Source organism: Microbulbifer hainanensis (assembly GCF_014904735.1).
In the GTDB taxonomy this organism is placed as follows: domain Bacteria; phylum Pseudomonadota; class Gammaproteobacteria; order Pseudomonadales; family Cellvibrionaceae; genus Microbulbifer; species Microbulbifer hainanensis.
This window is the reverse complement of sequence record NZ_JACZCR010000047.1, coordinates 128,928-147,080: the sequence shown is the minus strand read 5'-3', so window position 1 is coordinate 147,080 and position 18,153 is coordinate 128,928. Positions and strand designations below refer to the sequence as shown.

19 protein-coding genes are annotated in these 18,153 nt (G+C 59.2%); 15 read left to right on the top strand and 4 right to left on the bottom strand.

Features of this window, described 5'->3' with window-relative positions; all coding sequences use genetic code 11:
• Positions 1-48: 48 nt before the first annotated feature.
• Both IG168_RS17940 and IG168_RS17935 read right to left on the bottom strand, forming a co-directional pair.
• Positions 49-582 carry a KdsC family phosphatase gene (locus IG168_RS17940; RefSeq protein ID WP_226877126.1) on the bottom strand — a complete coding sequence of 178 codons (534 nt, stop codon included), beginning with the start codon at positions 580-582 and terminating at the stop codon, positions 49-51.
• Positions 583-676: 94 nt separating this feature from the next.
• Positions 677-1,648: a KpsF/GutQ family sugar-phosphate isomerase gene (locus tag IG168_RS17935; RefSeq protein ID WP_193165972.1), complete on the bottom strand. Its 972-nt coding sequence runs from the start codon at positions 1,646-1,648 to the stop codon at positions 677-679.
• A gap of 389 nt (positions 1,649-2,037) precedes the next feature.
• Here IG168_RS17935 and IG168_RS17930 point away from each other — a divergent pair, with 389 nt between their 5' ends.
• From IG168_RS17930 to hisD, 5 genes are all read left to right on the top strand, one after another.
• Positions 2,038-2,688 carry an MlaC/ttg2D family ABC transporter substrate-binding protein gene (locus IG168_RS17930; protein WP_193165971.1) on the top strand — a complete coding sequence of 217 codons (651 nt, stop codon included), beginning with the start codon at positions 2,038-2,040 and terminating at the stop codon, positions 2,686-2,688.
• Between the two features lie 90 nt (positions 2,689-2,778).
• Complete coding sequence (locus tag IG168_RS17925; RefSeq protein WP_193165970.1) at positions 2,779-3,012, top strand: BolA family protein; 234 nt, start codon at positions 2,779-2,781, stop codon at positions 3,010-3,012.
• Between the two features lie 19 nt (positions 3,013-3,031).
• On the top strand, positions 3,032-4,294 hold the full coding sequence (gene murA / locus IG168_RS17920; protein ID WP_193165969.1) for a UDP-N-acetylglucosamine 1-carboxyvinyltransferase: 1,263 nt from the start codon (positions 3,032-3,034) through the stop codon (positions 4,292-4,294).
• Between the two features lie 99 nt (positions 4,295-4,393).
• Entirely contained in the window at positions 4,394-5,029 is a 636-nt protein-coding gene (gene hisG / locus IG168_RS17915; protein WP_193165968.1) for an ATP phosphoribosyltransferase, read from the top strand.
• 14 nt (positions 5,030-5,043) lie between these two features.
• On the top strand, positions 5,044-6,354 hold the full coding sequence (gene hisD, locus IG168_RS17910) for a histidinol dehydrogenase (protein WP_193165967.1): 1,311 nt from the start codon (positions 5,044-5,046) through the stop codon (positions 6,352-6,354).
• 13 nt (positions 6,355-6,367) lie between these two features.
• On the opposite strand, the gene IG168_RS17905 is transcribed toward hisD, so the two are convergent.
• On the bottom strand, positions 6,368-7,501 hold the full coding sequence (locus tag IG168_RS17905; protein ID WP_319024750.1) for a S1C family serine protease: 1,134 nt from the start codon (positions 7,499-7,501) through the stop codon (positions 6,368-6,370).
• Between the two features lie 153 nt (positions 7,502-7,654).
• Here IG168_RS17905 and sat point away from each other — a divergent pair, with 153 nt between their 5' ends.
• Positions 7,655-8,845: a sulfate adenylyltransferase gene (gene sat, locus IG168_RS17900; RefSeq protein WP_193165966.1), complete on the top strand. Its 1,191-nt coding sequence runs from the start codon at positions 7,655-7,657 to the stop codon at positions 8,843-8,845.
• 77 nt (positions 8,846-8,922) lie between these two features.
• Here sat and IG168_RS17895 read toward each other — a convergent pair whose 3' ends face one another.
• The gene (locus IG168_RS17895) at positions 8,923-9,381 is read right to left on the bottom strand and encodes a YhcB family protein (protein WP_193165965.1); all 459 of its coding nucleotides are present in this window, start codon (positions 9,379-9,381) and stop codon (positions 8,923-8,925) included.
• 185 nt (positions 9,382-9,566) lie between these two features.
• Between IG168_RS17895 and zapE the strand changes: the two genes are divergently transcribed.
• From zapE to IG168_RS20940, 9 genes are all read left to right on the top strand, one after another.
• Entirely contained in the window at positions 9,567-10,667 is a 1,101-nt protein-coding gene (gene zapE, locus IG168_RS17890; protein ID WP_404932010.1) for a cell division protein ZapE, read from the top strand.
• A 125-nt stretch (positions 10,668-10,792) separates the two neighbouring features.
• Positions 10,793-11,221, top strand: coding sequence for a 50S ribosomal protein L13 (gene rplM / locus IG168_RS17885; RefSeq protein WP_193165963.1), 429 nt, complete (start codon positions 10,793-10,795; stop codon positions 11,219-11,221).
• Positions 11,222-11,235: 14 nt separating this feature from the next.
• Positions 11,236-11,628: a 30S ribosomal protein S9 gene (gene rpsI, locus IG168_RS17880; RefSeq protein ID WP_193165962.1), complete on the top strand. Its 393-nt coding sequence runs from the start codon at positions 11,236-11,238 to the stop codon at positions 11,626-11,628.
• A gap of 379 nt (positions 11,629-12,007) precedes the next feature.
• Positions 12,008-12,613, top strand: coding sequence for a ubiquinol-cytochrome c reductase iron-sulfur subunit (gene petA / locus IG168_RS17875; protein ID WP_193165961.1), 606 nt, complete (start codon positions 12,008-12,010; stop codon positions 12,611-12,613).
• Positions 12,610-14,811, top strand: coding sequence for a ubiquinol-cytochrome c reductase (locus IG168_RS17870; RefSeq protein WP_193165960.1), 2,202 nt, complete (start codon positions 12,610-12,612; stop codon positions 14,809-14,811). Before petA ends, IG168_RS17870 begins: the two co-directional genes overlap by 4 nt.
• Positions 14,812-14,925: 114 nt before the next feature.
• Complete coding sequence (locus tag IG168_RS17865; RefSeq protein WP_193165959.1) at positions 14,926-15,552, top strand: glutathione S-transferase N-terminal domain-containing protein; 627 nt, start codon at positions 14,926-14,928, stop codon at positions 15,550-15,552.
• 41 nt (positions 15,553-15,593) lie between these two features.
• Positions 15,594-15,989, top strand: coding sequence for a ClpXP protease specificity-enhancing factor (locus tag IG168_RS17860; RefSeq protein WP_193166020.1), 396 nt, complete (start codon positions 15,594-15,596; stop codon positions 15,987-15,989).
• A gap of 131 nt (positions 15,990-16,120) precedes the next feature.
• Complete coding sequence (locus IG168_RS17855; RefSeq protein ID WP_193165958.1) at positions 16,121-16,798, top strand: response regulator transcription factor; 678 nt, start codon at positions 16,121-16,123, stop codon at positions 16,796-16,798.
• Positions 16,795-18,060, top strand: coding sequence for a sensor histidine kinase (locus IG168_RS20940; RefSeq protein ID WP_193165957.1), 1,266 nt, complete (start codon positions 16,795-16,797; stop codon positions 18,058-18,060). The genes IG168_RS17855 and IG168_RS20940 overlap by 4 nt, the downstream gene beginning before the upstream one ends.
• The last annotated feature ends 93 nt before the right edge of the window (positions 18,061-18,153 follow it).

Here is an 18,153-nt window from a genome sequence, read left to right as displayed (position 1 = left end):
GGCTAATTAATTGGCCGCGTGCAGGTCCACTGTGCCGGTCTGTTTCTACTAGCTGTCGCCCAGGTAGGGCGCCAGGGCTGCGTCAAAAGTGCCCTGTGCCCGCATGATGCGATCGCACACTTCGCGAACTGCGCCTTCGCCGCCGCGGGCATCGGTAATCCATAGCGCCCTTTCTCGCACAGGGGGCGCGGCGTTGGGGACCGATATGGGGCAGCCGATACGGGTCATTACCAGCAGGTCTGGATAGTCGTCGCCGACGTAGGCGATGTCCTCGAGCCGGCAGCTGTCCTGCTCGAGAAGTTCCTGCAACGCCACGTACTTGTCCTCACGGCCCTGGATCAACTTGTGGATTCCGAGGTCGTGGGCACGACGTTCCACGACGCTGCTGCGGCGGCCGGTAATGATAGCGACCTGTACACCGGATTTCTGCAGCATTTTGATGCCGTGGCCGTCCAGGGTGTTAAAGGTCTTCAATTCATTGCCGTTATTGTCGAAGTAGAGGCGGCCATCGGTCAGCACGCCGTCGACGTCCAGTACCAGCCAGCGTACGCGCTGCAGGGCGCTGTCGAGCTTTTCTTCCAAAGTCACAGGTTTTCAATCCTTAATATAGCGGGCACCCCGCCAGCGCTCGGCGGGGATGTCGATTCAAGCCTGGATGCAGTGAACCGGAGCTGAATCAGATCACTCCGGCGCGCAGTATATCGTGCATATGCAGGAGGCCGACCGGGTGGCGGGCGTCGTCTTCGACGACCAGGGCGGTGATCTTGTTATCTTCCATAATGCGGAGCGCCTCGGCGGCCAGGGTTTCCGCCGATACTGTTTTCGGGCGGCGGCTCATGACCTCTTCCATGGTGGCGGTATCGAGTTCCACGCGGTGGTCGATCACCCGGCGCAGGTCGCCGTCGGTGAAGACGCCGAGCAGAGTGCCCTTGCTGTCGACAACAGTGGTCATGCCGAAGCCCTTGCTGGTCATTTCCAGCAGTGCCTTGGATAGCAGCGTCTGCGGCTCTACCTGCGGCAGCTCGTCGCCGGCGTGCATGACATCCTCCACTTTCAGCAGGAGGCGCCGGCCGAGGGCGCCGCCCGGGTGTGAGAAGGCGAAATCTTCGGCGGTAAAGCCGCGGGCTTCGAGCAGGGCTACAGCCAGGGCATCGCCCATTACGAGCGTTACTGTGGTGGATGAGGTCGGTGCCAGGTTCAGTGGACAGGCTTCCGTCTCCACGGCGATATCCAGATTCACGTCCGCCGCCTGTGCCAGCGGCGAGTCGGACTTGCCGGCCATGCTGATCATCGGGATGCCCAGTCGCTTCAGCAGCGGCAGCAGGGTAAGTACTTCGGCAGAGGAGCCAGAGTTGGAAATGGCGATTACCAGGTCGTCGCGGGTAATCATACCCAGGTCGCCGTGGCTGGCTTCACCTGGGTGGACAAAAAAGCTGGGGGTGCCTGTGCTGGCCAGGGTGGCGGCAATCTTGCGGCCAATATGGCCGGATTTGCCCATACCGGTGACGATGGCGCGGCCGCGGCACTGCAGAATCAGTTCGCAGGCGCGTTTGAAATCATCATTGATGCGGTTTTCCAGGGCTGCGACGGCCTCGGTTTCCATCAGTACCGTGCGGCGCCCCGCTTGTAATATCAGATCCTGAGTCATGGACTATCTCTGTTCAGGTTTCTTTTGAGTGTAGGAACTCTTCTGCCAACGCCGTCTGGCGGCGAAAAAGGATAGCTGTCAGCGCGGAAACGTCCGGGGGCAATCCGGATGCCGCGGGTCGGATCGCCGGCATGCTAACCTTTTATATGGAAAATGCGGTGCCCGGTGGCCTGAGCGCGACAGTTCACTGTGTGATAGTGACGTGTGGCCACACCGGTGGGCGCGGCCATGGTATAGTCTGCCGCCGCCGCTGTCAGCTCCAGCGATTAACGGATGATCGGCAGCTCGACAGTCTACCGCGCGGCGATTTGCCGCGGACAGTGGCGTTGCTGCGGCACTATTTGGCGCCGCAAGCGTCCAAGGAACGATTTGCCAATGGGAGATAATTAGTGAACACATCGTCAATATTTGGCCGTACCGGTTTTGCACAGTGGGCTAAAGCGGCCTGCTGCGCGTTGCTGGTTTCCGCCTGGGCCCCCTTTGCCAGCGCTGCCCAGAACCCCTACACGATGATTGAAGGGGTGTCCCAGAACCTGCTGGGTGTGATTCGCACCAACGCCCAATACCTGAATTCAGACCCACAGCGCTACTACAGCGCCGTGGAGAGCGTGTTGACCCCGGTTGTGGATTTCGACTTCATCGCCCGCGGTGTAATGGGGCGCTATGCCAAACAGGCGACTGCGGAGCAGCGCTCGCGCTTTTCCCATACCTTCCGCCGCGACCTGGTAGCCACATTTGCCCGCGGAGTCGCCTCCTTTGGCACTATGGATGTGAAAGTCGTCAATCCGGGCTCCATGCCGAGCGGTAATCGCGTAAATGTCCTGCAGGAAGTACGCAGTCAGGAGGGGATTACCAAGGTTTCCTATACCCTGGTGCGCAACCGCGCGGGGCAGTGGAAGCTGATCAACGTGATTCTGAATGGGGTAAACCTGGGCAAGACCTTCCGCAGTCAGTTTGCCCAGTCCATGCAGACACACGGCGACATCGACAAGGTGATCGCCAACTGGTCGGCCGGCGACGCAGCTGACAAAGTGAGCTGATGGTATCCACCGGTCGCGCCATGCAGCTGCGCGACCGGTGGGTTTCCAGTACAATCGCCCGCTATTTTCAACTCAACGCTTTCCCCGCCTATGCAACCCGAACAAATCAAGTCCCTGATCGAGGGGCATATACCCGATAGCCAGGCCGATGTGGCCTTTGAAGGCAGCCACCTGATGGTCACCGTCGTGAGTAGCGCCTTCGAGGGACTGAGCCGGCTTAAAAAACAGCAGCTGGTCTACGCGGCGCTCGGCGACAAAATTGCCGACGGTACTCTGCACGCGGTACAGATGCAGACGCTCACTCCGGAAGAGGCCGGCCGATAAGGCCGCACAGCGAGACTGAATGGACAAATTAATGATTGAGGGCGGAAGCCCGATTTCCGGCACCCTGAAAATTTCCGGTGCCAAAAACGCGGCTCTGCCGATCTTGGCTGCCGCGCTGCTGGCGGATGGCCCTGTGCATATCCACAATCTGCCGCACCTGAACGATATCACCACCATGATCACGCTGCTGCGTTGCATGGGGTGCGATGTCACTATCGACGAAAAGCTCGGGGTGGAGATTGATCCGCGCTCGGTCAATGAATTGACCGCTCCCTACGAGCTGGTGAAAACCATGCGCGCGTCGATTCTGGTGCTGGGGCCGTTGCTGGCGCGCCACGGCGTCGCCAACGTGTCCTTCCCCGGCGGTTGTGCGATTGGCAGCCGGCCGGTGGATATCCACCTCAAGGGGCTCGAGGCGATGGGTGCCGAGATCACCATCGATGAGGGCTTTATCCGCGCGCGGTCCAACGGGCGTCTGAAAGGCGCCAATATTGTGATGGAGAAAGTCACAGTAGGTGGCACCGAGAACCTGCTGATGGCCGCCGTGCTGGCCGAGGGTACCACTGTACTGCACAACGCGGCGCGCGAGCCGGAAATCGTCGACCTGGCGGAATTCCTGATCGCGATGGGCGCACAGATCGAGGGGGTCGGGACCGATACCCTGCGTGTGCACGGTGTAACGCGCCTGAATCCGTGTACTTTTTCCGTGATGCCGGATCGTATTGAAACCGGTACTTTCCTCGCAGCGGGGGCGGCAGCCCGCGGCAAAGTGCGCCTCACTCACACGCGCGCCGATATTCTCGACGCGGTACTGGTGAAGTTCGAAGAGGCCGGCGCGCACCTGTCTACCGGGCCGGATTGGATCGAGCTGGATATGAAGGGGAACCGTCCGAAAGCTGTCAGCTTCCGCACCGCGCCCTATCCGGCGTTTCCCACCGATATGCAGTCACAGTTTATGGCGATGAACGCCGTTGCCGAGGGCAAGGGTGCGGTGGTGGAAACCATTTTCGAAAACCGCTTGATCCAGGTGCATGAGCTGAACCGCATGGGCGCCAATATCCTGCTGGAGGGCAACACAGCCATTGTTACCGGTGTGGAGAAACTGAAAGGTGCACCGGTTATGGCATCAGACTTGCGCGCTTCGGCGAGCCTGGTGATTGCCGGTATGATCGCCGAGGGGACGACGGTTGTGGATCGCATCTACCATATCGACCGCGGTTACGAATGTATCGAAGAGAAACTGCAACAGTTGGGAGCGAATATCCGCCGTATCGCGGGTTAATGGTCGCCGGGGCGGGTCAGCTGCCCCGGTGATATCGCTCTGTTGGAGTCGAGCCTTGCCCGTACAGCTTTGTTCCGGGTATCTACGCATAAACTGATAATGACCATGCAAATCACCATCGCGCTGACCAAGGGGAGAATCCTCAAGGAAACCCTGCCGCTACTCGCAGCGGCGGGACTCGAGCCGCGGGAAGACATTTTCAAGAGTCGCAAACTGATTTTCCCCACCAATCAGGAGGGTGTACGCCTGCTGATTCTGCGCGGCGTCGACGTGCCCACTTATGTGCAGCACGGCGCGGCCGACCTGGGCGTCGCCGGCAAGGATACGCTGCTCGAACACGGGAGTGACGGCATTTACGAGCCGCTCGATCTGGGTATTGCCCGCTGTCGGTTGATGACGGCGGGTGTGAAGGGGGCTGAACTACCGCGTGGTCGCATCAAAGTGGCGACAAAGTTTGTGCAGAGTGCCAAGCGCTACTACGCCGCCCAGGGGCGCCAGGCGGACATCATTAAGCTGTACGGCGCGATGGAATTGGCACCGCTGATGGATCTGGCCGATGAGATTGTGGATATCGTCGATACCGGCAATACGCTCAAAGCGAATGGGCTGGAGGCCCGGGAAACCATTGCCCAGGTCAGCAGCCGCCTGATCGTTAACAAGGCGTCGATGAAAATGAAATACGGCCCAATCAATGCCCTGATTGAAAAACTCGCCGCCGCTGTAACTACCGACTGAACCACCGACGACCTATGACCAAGGAAAGTATTCGCCGGCTGAACGCCGCGGACCAGGACTTCGATTCGCAACTGGATGCGCTACTGGCGTGGGAATCCGTCGCCGACACCGTCGTGGAAGATACGGTTGCGGAAATCCTGCAGCAGGTGCGCGAACGCGGCGATGAGGCCGTGGTGGAGTACACCAACCGCTTCGATCGCCGTCAGTTGCAAAGCGCAGAAGATTTCACCCTTTCGGCAACTGCGCTCACCTCTGCACTGGAACGTATTCCCGAAGCGGAGCGTAAGGCCCTGGAGGTAGCGGCTGCGCGCGTGCGCGACTACCACCAGCACCAGTTACAGGAATCCTGGCAATACCGCGAATCCGATGGCACGGTACTCGGCCAGCAGATTACGCCGATGGAGCGCGTGGGCATTTACGTGCCCGGCGGCAAGGCGAGTTATCCGTCATCCGTACTGATGAACGCGATCCCGGCCAAAGTGGCGGGGGTGGATTGTGTCACCATGGTGGTGCCGGCGCCGGACGGCCAACTGAATGACCTGGTGCTCGCTGCTGCGGCAATCGCCGGTGTCGATCAGGTCTACACCATTGGTGGTGCCCAGGCGGTGGCTGCACTGGCGTGGGGGACGAAATCCATCGCGCGGGTGGACAAGATTGTCGGGCCCGGCAACGTTTTTGTCGCTGCGGCCAAGCGCGCGGTGTTCGGCCGTGTTGCCATCGATATGATCGCCGGGCCGTCGGAGATCCTCGTGATCTGCGATGGCAAAACCGATCCCGACTGGATTGCGATGGATCTGCTGTCCCAGGCGGAGCACGACCAGCAGGCGCAATCGATCCTGCTGAGCTCGGATGCGGCGTTTCTCGATGCGGTATCGGCCTCGCTCGGAAAACTGCTGGACGACCTGCCGCGCCGCGATATTGCCGCGCAGTCACTGGCGGACAGGGGAGCGTTGATTCAGGTGAAATCGATCGAGGAGGCGATTACCGTCAGCAATCGTATCGCGCCGGAGCACCTGGAAGTTTCGGTCGATCAGCCGGAAAACTATTTGCCGAAAATTCGCCACGCCGGTGCCATTTTTCTTGGCCGCCACACCGCCGAGGCGCTCGGTGACTACTGTGCCGGCCCCAACCACGTGCTGCCGACCAGTGGCACCGCCCGCTTTTCCTCACCGCTGGGTGTTTACGATTTCCAGAAGCGCAGTTCGATCATTTACTGTTCGCCGGAAGGTGCCGATCGGCTCGGTCGCGTTGCCACCACGCTGGCGCGCGGTGAGGGGCTGGATGCCCACGCGCGCTCGGCGGAATATCGGGTGACGGGCGACTGACTGCGCTGTTCCCTCAGGTGTGTTTCTGGGGCTTTGGTACCTCGGACACGGTTGCATTGACCGTGCGCACTTCCCCCTTGCGACTGTAGGTAATCGACACGGTATCTCCCGGGCGCAATGTGGCCATGGCGGCGACACCGCGCTTGCCGTCATTGATTGGCAGTCCGTCGATATGGGTAATGACGTCACCGGGTTTCAGGCCGGCCTGGAACGCGGGGCCCTGGTCGTAAATCGCGGTGATCAGTACGCCGTGGTTGGAGTTCAGCCGGAAAGCGCGGGCGAGGTATGGGGTTACGGCTCTGGCTTCGATGCCGAGCCAGCCCGGCACGACGCGACCGTATTCAATGATGTCGTTCATCACTTTGAAGGCGATATTGGCCGGAATAGCGAAACTGATGCCGCCACGGTTGGTGCTTTCCGTCACTTTTTCCGTATTGATGCCGACCAGGCGGCCGCGGGTGTCCACCAGTGCGCCGCCGGAATTACCGGGGTTGATAGCGGCATCCGTTTGCAGGAAGTTCTGCATAAAACTGGGGCCGTCATTCGGCAGGTAGCGACCGGTGGCACTGATGATGCCCTGGGTGACTGTCTGGCTGAGGCCGAAGGGATTGCCGATGGCCAGAACCACGTCGCCGACCTGGACCTTGTCGGTTTCGCCCACCTCGATCGGCGTGAGGTTGGGGAGATCCACCTTCAGCACTGCGAGATCGAAATCCGCATCGCTGCCCACAACCTGTGCTTGCGCCTCGCGTCCGTCGGACAGGAGTACCACGATGGCATCGGCCTGATCGATGACGTGATGATTGGTGAGGATGTAGCCTTTCTTGCTGACGATAACGCCGGATCCCAGGTTGAACTGCACGCGTCCCTGTTGCTGCGGCGTTGTCCTGTGACCGAAGAAGTTACTCAGCGAGTCATTAAGCTGGGGCTGGCGGCGCAGCACATTGCGCGTATAGATGTTTACTACGGAGGGGGCGGCGTGGTTCACCGCGTCCGCATAGGAGACGGGTCCCCGCCAGCCCTCTGTCGCCATGCCATCGGCAGGACCGCCCCGCAATTGGGGAAAGAGCAGCAGCATGGCGGCGGCAACGACTAGACCGATACCAATGGGCCCGGCCCAGTCTTGTAGGAAACGTTTCAACGACACTCGGAACTCCTCAATTTGCGGCCATTATACGGTTTTCGATAATGGTTTTCTCACTCTCTGTTCTGTCGATCCCCTTGGGCGGTGGGGCGTAATCCGTATAATGGCGGATCCGCAAATCTAAGAAGCCATTGTTTTCCCTGATTGGAGACCCCTATGTCCCTGGTTCGTCCTCACGGCAGCGTGGAGCTGCAGCCCCGATTTGTCTACGACAGCGAGCGTCATCACCAGTTGATGCACGAGGCGGAGTCACTGCCGTCGATCGTTGTCAGCTCCGCCGCTGCTGCCAATGCGGTGATGCTTGGGGCGGGCTACTTCAATCCACTGCACGGCTACATGAACCTGGCCGACGCATTGAGCGTGGCAGATTCACTGCGGACTGTGGATGGTCTCTTCTGGCCGGTACCGGTCCTCAATATGGTCGAGGATACCAGTGCGATTGCCGGCGCTTCCCGCATCGCGCTGCGTGATCCGAACGTCGAGGGCAACCCGGTGCTCGCGATCATGGACGTGCAGGCGATCGAAACCGTAACCGATGCCCAGATGGACACCATGGCGCAGCAGGTGTTCGGTACCCTGGATGAAAAGCATCCGGGTGTGGCCACATTTAAGGCCGCTGGACGCCAGCTGATTTCCGGTTCCATCGAAGTGCTGAATTTCAGCTACTTCCAGAGCGACTTCCCGGATACTTTCCGCACCGCTGTGGAAATCCGCCACGAATTTGCCGAGCGTGGCTGGAACAAGGTCGTAGCCTTCCAGACCCGCAACCCAATGCACCGCGCCCACGAAGAGCTGTGCAAGATGGCACTGGAAGCAGTAGATGCCGATGGTGTGCTGATTCACATGCTGCTGGGTCAGCTGAAACCTGGTGATATTCCCGCACCGGTGCGCGATGCCTCCATTCGCAAGATGGTGGAACTGTACTTCCCGGCCAACACGGTCATGGTGACCGGCTATGGTTTCGATATGCTGTATGCGGGTCCGCGCGAGGCTGTGCTGCACGCGGTATTCCGCCAGAACTGTGGCTGCAGCCACCTGATTGTCGGTCGCGACCACGCCGGCGTCGGTGACTACTACGGCGCCTTTGATGCGCAGACCATCTTCGACGAGAAGGTTCCGGAGGGGGCGCTGGAGATCGAGATCTTCCGCGCGGACCACACGGCCTACTCAAAAAAGCTGAATAGGGTGGTCATGATGCGGGATGTGCCGGATCACACCAAGGAAGACTTTATCCTGCTGTCCGGTACCAAGGTACGCGAAATGCTGGGTGATGGTATTGCGCCCCCGGCTGAGTTCTCCCGCCCTGAAGTGGCGCAGATCCTGATGGATTACTACCAGTCACTGTAAAGGGGTTGGGTTCTCCGGGCACAAAAAAGGCGGGTCGCAACCCGCCTTTTTTGTGCCCGCAATATGCGGTCCTGTTTTTAGCGGCTGACGGCGTTTTCAGTACCGTTCAGCGGCTCCTTGTCGAGACCGAAATCCTCGGAGAGGGTGCCCTTGGCGCCGGGCTCTTTCGGTGCCCAGTCCCGCGGTGGCGTGATTTCCTGGAGCTGCTCGTCATTTTCGCTCAGTTTGCCGCTGCCCGCGTCGAGCATCTGCCGGCCGATATCTTGGCTGGACAGGCGCATGGCGCTGTTGGCCAGGTATTCGTGTACTTCGCGGTAACTCTCAGTCAGGTTGTGAACCAGCTGGGCAGTCTGGTCAAAATGCTCGTTGACCTGCAGCTGGAAGTCCTCGAGCTTGTTGTTGGCCTCGCGCAGGCGCAGTTCCAGCTCCTGGGTCCGGTCCACGTTGTTGCGGCCGCGCACAGCCAGAAAGGCCAGCAGGGCGCCCAGCGCCAGGCCGAATACGCCAACCAGAATCAATACCGATGTAGAGTGCACGAATAACTCCTCCTCAACTGTTTTATGGCACCGACCATCCATGACGGTGCCACCAGTATACTCAATTCAGACCGGATCGTCGGCATTACCTGACTCGCGAAAAAATGCCGCGACTTTGGTAGAGTGGCGCCCTTCGCAACCAGTAGCCGGTTTCATTTCCCGTTATGTCCCCCTCGCAAAGCCCGTTGCTCTCTCCCGTAGAACGCTATCAGCGCGACCTGCAGCGCCCAGACTTCGTTGCCGATGCAGCGCAAAAGGCCGCCGTCGACGAGCTGCAGGATCTGTATCTGCGCCTGCTGGATCGCGGCGATGGCGGCCTGTGGGGCCGGGTGAGCCGGCTGTGGCGCACCGCGCTGGAACCGGAGCGTGGCCTCTATTTCTGGGGTGGGGTAGGGCGCGGCAAGACCTACCTGATGGATGCCTTTTACGAGTCGCTGCCATTTGCACAGAAGCAGCGCACGCATTTCCACCGCTTTATGCGCGAGGTGCACCGGGAGCTGAAATCCCTGGCGGGGGAGAAAAACCCCCTGGAGCAGGTGGCGGACCGCATTGCTGCCAAGGCGCGGGTGCTGTGTTTTGATGAATTTTTCGTATCGGATATCACCGATGCGATGATCCTGGCCAACCTGCTCGATGCACTGTTCCGGCGTGGAGTCACGCTGGTGGCGACCTCGAATATAGTGCCTGAGGGGTTATATAAAGATGGCTTGCAGCGGGCCCGCTTCTTACCGGCGATTAATTTGTTGAAACAGCACACCAAAGTCGTAAACGTAGATAGTGGTACCGACTACCGCTTGCGTGCCCTGGAAATGGCCGAGCTCTATCACTCACCACTGGGTGCGCAGGCGGATGCCAGCCTGGCGCGGAGCTTTGAACGGCTGATCGTGGAGGGGTGCGAGGTGCGTTCGCGGGTGGATCTGGATATCGAAGGGCGCCGAATCCGTGCGCTCAAAGAGGCCGACGATGTGGTCTGGTTCGATTTCAGCGACCTCTGCGATGGCCCGCGCTCCCAGAATGACTATATCGAGCTGGCGCGGGAGTATCACACGGTGTTGTTGGCCGAGGTGCCGCGCTTCAATGAGCGTATGGAGAGTCAGGCGCGCCGATTCATCAATCTGGTGGACGAGTTTTACGACCGCTGCGTCAAGTTGGTGATTTCGGCCGAAGTGCCGGCTGATCAGCTGTATGCCGGCCGACACCTGCGCTTTGAATTTGAGCGGACGGTCAGTCGCCTGCTGGAGATGCAGTCGCATGAGTATCTGGCGCGGCCGCATCGGGCAGATTAGGCTGTTACAGGAGGGTTAAAAAGTGAGCGAAATATCGCTTGAAAAGCCCTTTGCGCTTATGTAGTATTCGCGCTCTTTTGTGGGAAGGCCTCATTTCATCGGGGCCATATTGCAGGTTTTATAACATGAAGACATACAGTGCCAAGCCGGAAGCGGTAAAACGCGACTGGTATATTGTTGACGCTGCAGACAAGACTCTCGGACGTATTTCCGCCGAGATCGCTTCCCGTCTGCGCGGCAAGCACAAGCCTGAGTACACGCCCCACGTTGACACTGGTGATTACATCGTTGTGATCAACGCGGAAAAAGTGCGTGTAACTGGCAACAAAGCCAAAGACAAGATCTACCACAGCCACTCTGGCTACCCGGGTGGTCTGAAGTCCATCAGCTTTGAAAAGCTGATCGAGAAAGCGCCCGAGCGCACCATTCAAAGCGCCGTAAAAGGTATGCTGCCGAAGGGTCCTTTGGGTCGCGCCATGTTCAAGAAGCTGAAAGTATACAGCGGCAGCGAACATCCTCACGCGGCGCAACAGCCGATTGAACTGGCGATCTAAACGGAAATATTCTCATGGCAACTACTCAATATTACGGTACCGGCCGTCGCAAGACCTCCACTGCGCGCGTATTCATCGCTGCGGGTGAAGGCAAAATTACCGTTAACGGCCGCTCCCTGGATGAATACTTCGGCCGCGAAGTGGCGCGCATGATCGTGCGTCAGCCGCTGGAAAAGGTCGATATGGTGGAAAAATTCGATATTAACGTCACTGTTAAAGGTGGTGGTTCCTTCGGTCAGGCGGGTGCAATCCGTCACGGCCTGACCCGCGCCCTGATGCAGTACGACGAAGCTCTGCGCCAGCCGCTGCGTGCCGAGGGTTACGTTACCCGCGACGCCCGCGCTGTGGAACGGAAAAAGGTGGGTCTGCGCAAAGCGCGGAAGAAGCCGCAGTTCTCCAAGCGTTAAGCGATTCTTTCAAAACCCGGCAGCTGCCGGGTTTTTTTATTGGGCGCGCAATGCGCCCAGATCGGACAGATTCCGCGGCACAAACTGCGTGGGAAATGGCTGCAGGCAGGGAGTTCGCAGCGGATGGCGCCGAATGCTTCTTGCTGCTTTTGTCTATTTTCTCGCCAGTTCGCAGCGGGATTCCCGACGTTCCCTTCCGCTACTACCTTGTATCAAATTGGCATTTTCTTTAACATTGCGCGAATTTGTATCCGCTTGATTTATGGGGTTTATTTGTACAGGCAGATTGCCGGGCGGGAGTTTTCTGTAAGTACAACTTTTGGGATTGGGTCAGCGAATCTCTTGCTTTCAAGGGACGCTGTGATGGGAGATATACGTCATGAGTGATGACGGAGTAAACGCAGGACGGCGCCGTTTTCTGACCGCCGCTACCTCGGTTGTCGGTGGCGCAGGCGCGGTTGGAATTGCCGTACCCTTTGTCGCATCCTGGAATCCGAGTGCCAAGGCCAAAGCCGCCGGTGCACCGGTCAAATACAATATCAGCAAGCTCGAACCGGGCCAGATGGTGACTGTGGAGTGGCGTGGTAAGCCGGTCTACGTGCTTCGCCGTACAGACGAGACACTGGAGAATCTGCCCAAGGTGGATCCGCTGCTGCGGGATCCTATGTCCAAGGAGCCCCAGCAACCCGACTACGTCGATCCCGAAAATCGCGCGATCAAACCGCACCTGCTGGTGCTGGTAGGGCTTTGCACACACCTGGGGTGTGCGCCCATGTTCCGGCCGGAGGTGGGGGCTTCCGACCTGTCTGTGGAAGGCCACGAATGGCTGGGCGGGTTCTTCTGTCCCTGTCATGGTTCCAAATACGATCTCGCAGGTCGTGTGTTCAAGGGCGTTCCCGCACCGCTGAATCTGGAAGTGCCGCCTTACTCCTATGAGAGTGAGGCCGTAATCGTGATAGGCGTGGATCAGGAGGGCAGCGCATGAACTGGTTAACCGCACTGGGAGATTGGGTCGATCAGCGTCTGCCGATCTATCGCGCGTGGGATACCCACATGGGCAAGTACTACGCGCCCAAGAACTTCAACCTCTGGTACTTCTTCGGCGTACTGTCGATGCTGGTACTGGTAAACCAGCTGATCACCGGTATCTGGCTGGTCATGAGCTACAACCCCTCCGCGGAGGGTGCCTTTGCTTCCGTCGAGTACATCATGCGCGACGTGGACATGGGCTGGATTATCCGCTACATGCACTCCACGGGCGCCTCTGCGTTCTTCGTGGTGGTGTACCTGCACATGTTCCGCGGTCTTATGTATGGCTCCTACAAGCCGCCGCGCGAACTGGTGTGGATCTTCGGCATGTGTATCTACCTGGTGCTGATGGCCGAAGCCTTCATGGGTTACGTGCTGCCCTGGGGCCAGATGTCTTACTGGGGCGCCCAGGTGATCGTCTCCCTGTTCGGGGCGATACCGGGGATTGGTGAAGACCTGGTGCAGTGGATTCGCGGTGACTACCTGATTTCGGGTATTACCCTGACCCGGTTCTTCTCCCTGCACGTCATTGCGCTGCCGCTGGTACTGGTGCTATTGGTGGTGCTGCATATCCTCGCGCTGCACGAAGTGGGTTCCAACAACCCCGACGGCATCGAGATCAAGAAGAACAAGGACGAGAACGGTATTCCGAAAGATGGCGTGGCGTTCCACCCGTATTACACCGTGCACGACCTGGTGGGCGTGGCCGTATTCCTATTCATCTTCTGTGTAGTGGTGTTCTTCTTCCCGGAAATGGGCGGGTTCTTCCTTGAACACGCAAACTTCGAAGAGGCCAACCCGCTGAAGACTCCGCCGCATATTGCGCCGGTCTGGTACTTCACGCCGTTCTACGCGGTCCTGCGCGCGGTCACCATCGACATAGGTCCGCTGACCGCCAAGTTCCTGGGCCTGGTGGCCATGGGCGCGGCCATTGCGATCCTATTTGTGCTGCCATGGCTCGACAAGAGCCCGGTGAAGTCGATTCGCTACAAGGGATTCCTGCCCAAGGCCCTGCTGCTGGTTTTTGCGGCGGTATTTATCATCCTGGGTTACCTGGGTGTGCAGGCGCCGACTCCGGGTCGCAACTTCCTGGCCCAGATCGCCACGCTGTTCTATTTCGCGTTCTTCGTCACCATGCCGATCTGGAGTAACCCGGTCGAGCGCAAGGGCATTGCTTCGTGGATCGTCAGCGGCATCTTCGCACTGCTGTTCCTGTGGATGGCGGCGGGCAGTTTCATGGCCAGCCCGTTTGTGGGTGTCGTCGGGTTGCTGTTGGCGGCATTCTTTGCGGTGTTGCCGTGGCTGACCGGGCGCGACCAGGTACATCCGGAGCCGGAACGCGTGACCAGCCCCTCCGGCACCAAGACTTTCGTGACGCTGTTTGGTGGCCTGATCGTCGTCGGCCTGCTGGCACTGCTGCCAATCAAGGCGGTTGGTGCGGAAAGTGAGGTCGAACTGGACCACATCAAGATCGACCTGAACGATCAGGCGTCCCTGCAGCGTGGCGCCAAGTACTTCGTCAATTACTGCATGGGCTGTCACAGCGCCAACTTTTCCCGTTGGGAGCGTGTGGCTACCGACCTGGGCATCCCCAATGAATTGATGATGCAGAACCTGGTGCTGGGCGACGAAAAAATCGGAAGCCTGATGCAGATTGCCATGCGTCCGGAGGACTCCAAGACCTGGTTCGGCGCCGCGCCGCCGGACCTGACCCTGATCGCCCGCGCCCGCTCGCCGGAATACCTCTACACTTACCTGCGCAGTTTCTATAAGGACGACAGCCGTCCCACTGGTGTGAACAACAAAGTGTTCCCCAACGTGGGTATGCCGCATGTGCTAATGGAGCTGCAGGGGCTGCCAGAGTGTGCCCCGGGTCCGAAGCGCGAGCACGGCCATACACTGCGCGACGATATGGGCAACCCGATCATGGATGCCGACTGTGGCAGTCTGCAGGTCAAGGATGTCAAAGGCTCGATGACCGAGGAGGAATTCGACCAGGCGGTGTACGACCTGGTGAATTTCATGGAATACGTCGCCGAGCCAATAAAAGAGCACCGTAAGAACCTGGGTTTCTATGTGCTGGCATTTATTCTGGTGTTCCTGATCTTTGCACTGCTGCTAAACCGCGAATACTGGAAAGACGTTCACCACTGAGTCCTCGCGGCGCAATGATTTTCTTCGGGTGGTGGAGCTGCTCCTCCACCCTTTTATGTTTTTTGACAGATGGCTGGCACCGGCGCCGGCCACTTAGTTTGAGGTAGTTAGAACATGGGTGTGCCGACCAACAAGCGCTCCTCTATGACCTTCTTTTCCGATGGTCGCAGTCATTACAGTCACCGAGTACGCATTGTGCTCGCAGAAAAGGGCGTCTCCGTCGATATCATCGACGTCGATCCTGACGATAAGCCCGCGGAGCTGGCTGACCTCAACCCCTACAACTCTCTGCCGACCCTGGTGGATCGGGACCTGGTGTTGTTCGAAACCAAGGTGATGATGGAATACCTGGACGAGCGTTTCCCGCACCCGCCGCTGTTGCCGGTCTACCCGGTGGCGCGTGCGCAGAGCCGCCAGATCATGTATCGCATTGAGCGCGACTGGTGTCCGATGGTGGACAAGATCCTTGCCGGCGGTAAAGACGCCGCGGCGGCGCGCAAAGACCTGCGCGACAGCTTTGTCGGTATTGCGCCGCTGTTCAATGATCTGCCGTATTTCTTCAATGAAGAGTTTTCACTGGTTGATTGCTGTATGGCCCCGCTGCTGTGGCGCTTGGAGCAGTTCGAGATCAGTCTCCCGAAAACCAAGCAGGCCAAGCCGTTGCTGGACTACATGGATCGCCTGTTTAACCGCGAAGCCTTTCAGCAGAGTCTGACCGAATACGAACGCGAAATGCGCTGAAATGCTGTTTATGAGGGGAGACTGCGTTGAGTAAGCCGGATATGACATCCAACCGTCCGTATATTCTGCGGGCGTTTTACGAGTGGATAACCGATAACCGGTGCACTCCCTATATCCTTGTGGATACGCACCTGCCCGGAGTGCTGGTACCCCAGCAGCATGTCAACGAAGATGGCCAGATAGTGCTGAATATCTCCGAGACCGCTGTTGCCGGGCTGACGATGGATAATTACGCCATCCGCTTCAATGCCCGCTTCGGCGGCGTACCCACCGATATCCAGGTGCCGGTGGGCGCGGTAGTCGGAATTTATGCCCGGGAAAACGGCCAGGGAATGGTATTCGAAGCGGAGGAAACGCCAGAGCCGCCGGAGCCGACGCCCCCGACGAGTCTGGGCAAAAAAACCAGCAAGAAACCCTCTCTGCGAGTGGTGAAGTAATACGAACGGCGCCTAAGGGCGCCGTTTTTGTATCTGCCCGTGCCAATCGCCTCCTCCCAGACAACTTGCTTTACCGCCTTCAGGCGCCGAAAATCGTGACCTGACAGTATTTCCCGGTTGCGAAAAAGCCTATGCGTATTCTGGTGGTTGAAGACAATGTGGATATCCTGACCAACGTGCTCGACTACCTGGAGCTCAAGGGCTATAGCGTCGACTGCGCGCAAGATGGACTCAGCGGCCTGCACCTGGCTGCCACTCACCACTATGACCTGATTGTCCTCGATATCATGCTGCCGGGTATCGACGGCTTCCAGCTCTGCCAGCGGTTGCGGGAAGACGCCCGCCGCGATACACCGATCCTGATGCTAACCGCTCGCGACACCCTGGAAGACCGGCTGCAGGGGCTGCACGCCGGTGCTGACGACTATCTGGTAAAACCCTTCTCGCTGGCCGAGCTGGTGGCGCGGATCGAGGCGATCACACGTCGCAGTCGCGGTGCCGGTGTGGCTGAACTGCAAGTCGGCGACCTGGTATTCAACCCCGCAACCCACCAGGCGACTCGCGCCGGGCAACCGCTCAAGCTGAATCCCATGGGCACCAAGCTATTGGTGCTGATGATGCAGAGGAGCCCAGCCGTGGTAAAGCGCGAGGTATTGGAAATGGCTATGTGGGGTGAAGACACTCCGGATCGGGACAGTCTGCGCAGCCATATCCACCAGCTACGCCAGGTGGTGGATAAACCCTTTGCGCGGCCGCTGATTCACACGGTGCACGGCATCGGTTATCGCCTTGCGGAGCTGGACGAGTGAAGGTCAGGCAGCCGCTTAAGCAGCGGATCATTAGTGCCTTCGTTCTGATGACGCTGTTGATCAGTGGTGCTTTCTCGATCGGCATTGTACTGATCGTACACCAGGTGGAGCAGCACCTGGTCTCGGAGGATATGCACGCGGAACTGCAGGCGGCCATGGATGCGCTGGGCACCGGCAGGCCGTTGCTTCTCGACAAGGACAAACGCCTGTTCACCAATGCCGGGCCCCAATTCGCCCCACCGGCAGAATTCGCCCGGGCCAGTGATGGCTTCTCCGAAGTGGTACAGGGGGAGCGGGCGTATTATGTTTTCAAACAGCGCCGCGACGGCTTCGACTACATACTGGTGCAGGACCAGCTTGATTTCGAGACGCGCGAGCAGTTGTTGTACAACGTGGTACTGGCCTGTTTCCTGGCCAGTGTGGTTATCGCCTGGGTACTCGGGGCCCTACTGGCCAAACACGTGATGCAGCCAGTGACACTGCTGGCCGACGAAGTCCGCTCGGGGGCACGCCCCCGCGGCGCGGAACAGCTGGCGAACAACTACGCGGACGATGAGGTCGGTCGCCTGGCCGAGGCCTTCGATACTACTTTCGAGCAGCTGCGCCGCTCGCTGGAGCGGGAGAAGCTGTTCACCAGCGACGTCAGCCATGAATTGCGTACACCATTGATGGTAATAGGCTCCTCCTGTGAACTTTTGACCCAGTCGCCGGGACTGGAGCCGAAACAGTGTGAGCAGCTCGATCGCATCCACCGCGCCAGTGCCGAGATGCTCGAGCTGGTGGAAACCCTGCTGTTACTGGCCCGCGAACGCGGCACCGAAGCGGACCAGGGTGGGAGCCTGTCTCTGTCCGAGGTCGCCACCGAGCAGAGCGATGTCTGGGGAGAGCAGTTTGCCGAGCGCGGTATCGACTTCGCCTGTACCGTGGAGTCGCCGGACAGCGGGCGCTACCAGCCCGCTTTTCTTCGCACCGTCATGTCCAACCTGCTGCGCAATGCCCTGCACTACACAGAGCAGGGGCGGGTCGATCTGGTGCTCTTCGACAGCGGATTTCGGGTGGAAGATACCGGTCCGGGTATTGCGCCGGAGCAGCAGTCACAGTTGTTCCAGCCGTTTCAGCGCGGCTCCCACGGTCGCGGTGAGGGACTTGGTCTGGGGCTGTCACTGGTGAAGCGTATCTGCGAGCACCAGGGTTGGTCGGTCAGCATGGTGGCCGCACAGCCGCGTGGCTGCGTCTTCCGGGTCGATCTCGCCGCGGACTGACGTATTCCCCGAGAGACCGCATCTGCCAAAACGTTCCTTTCCGGTCGATCTTCGTTTTTGACAAATTTTTGACAATTTATTGACGCCCGTTTG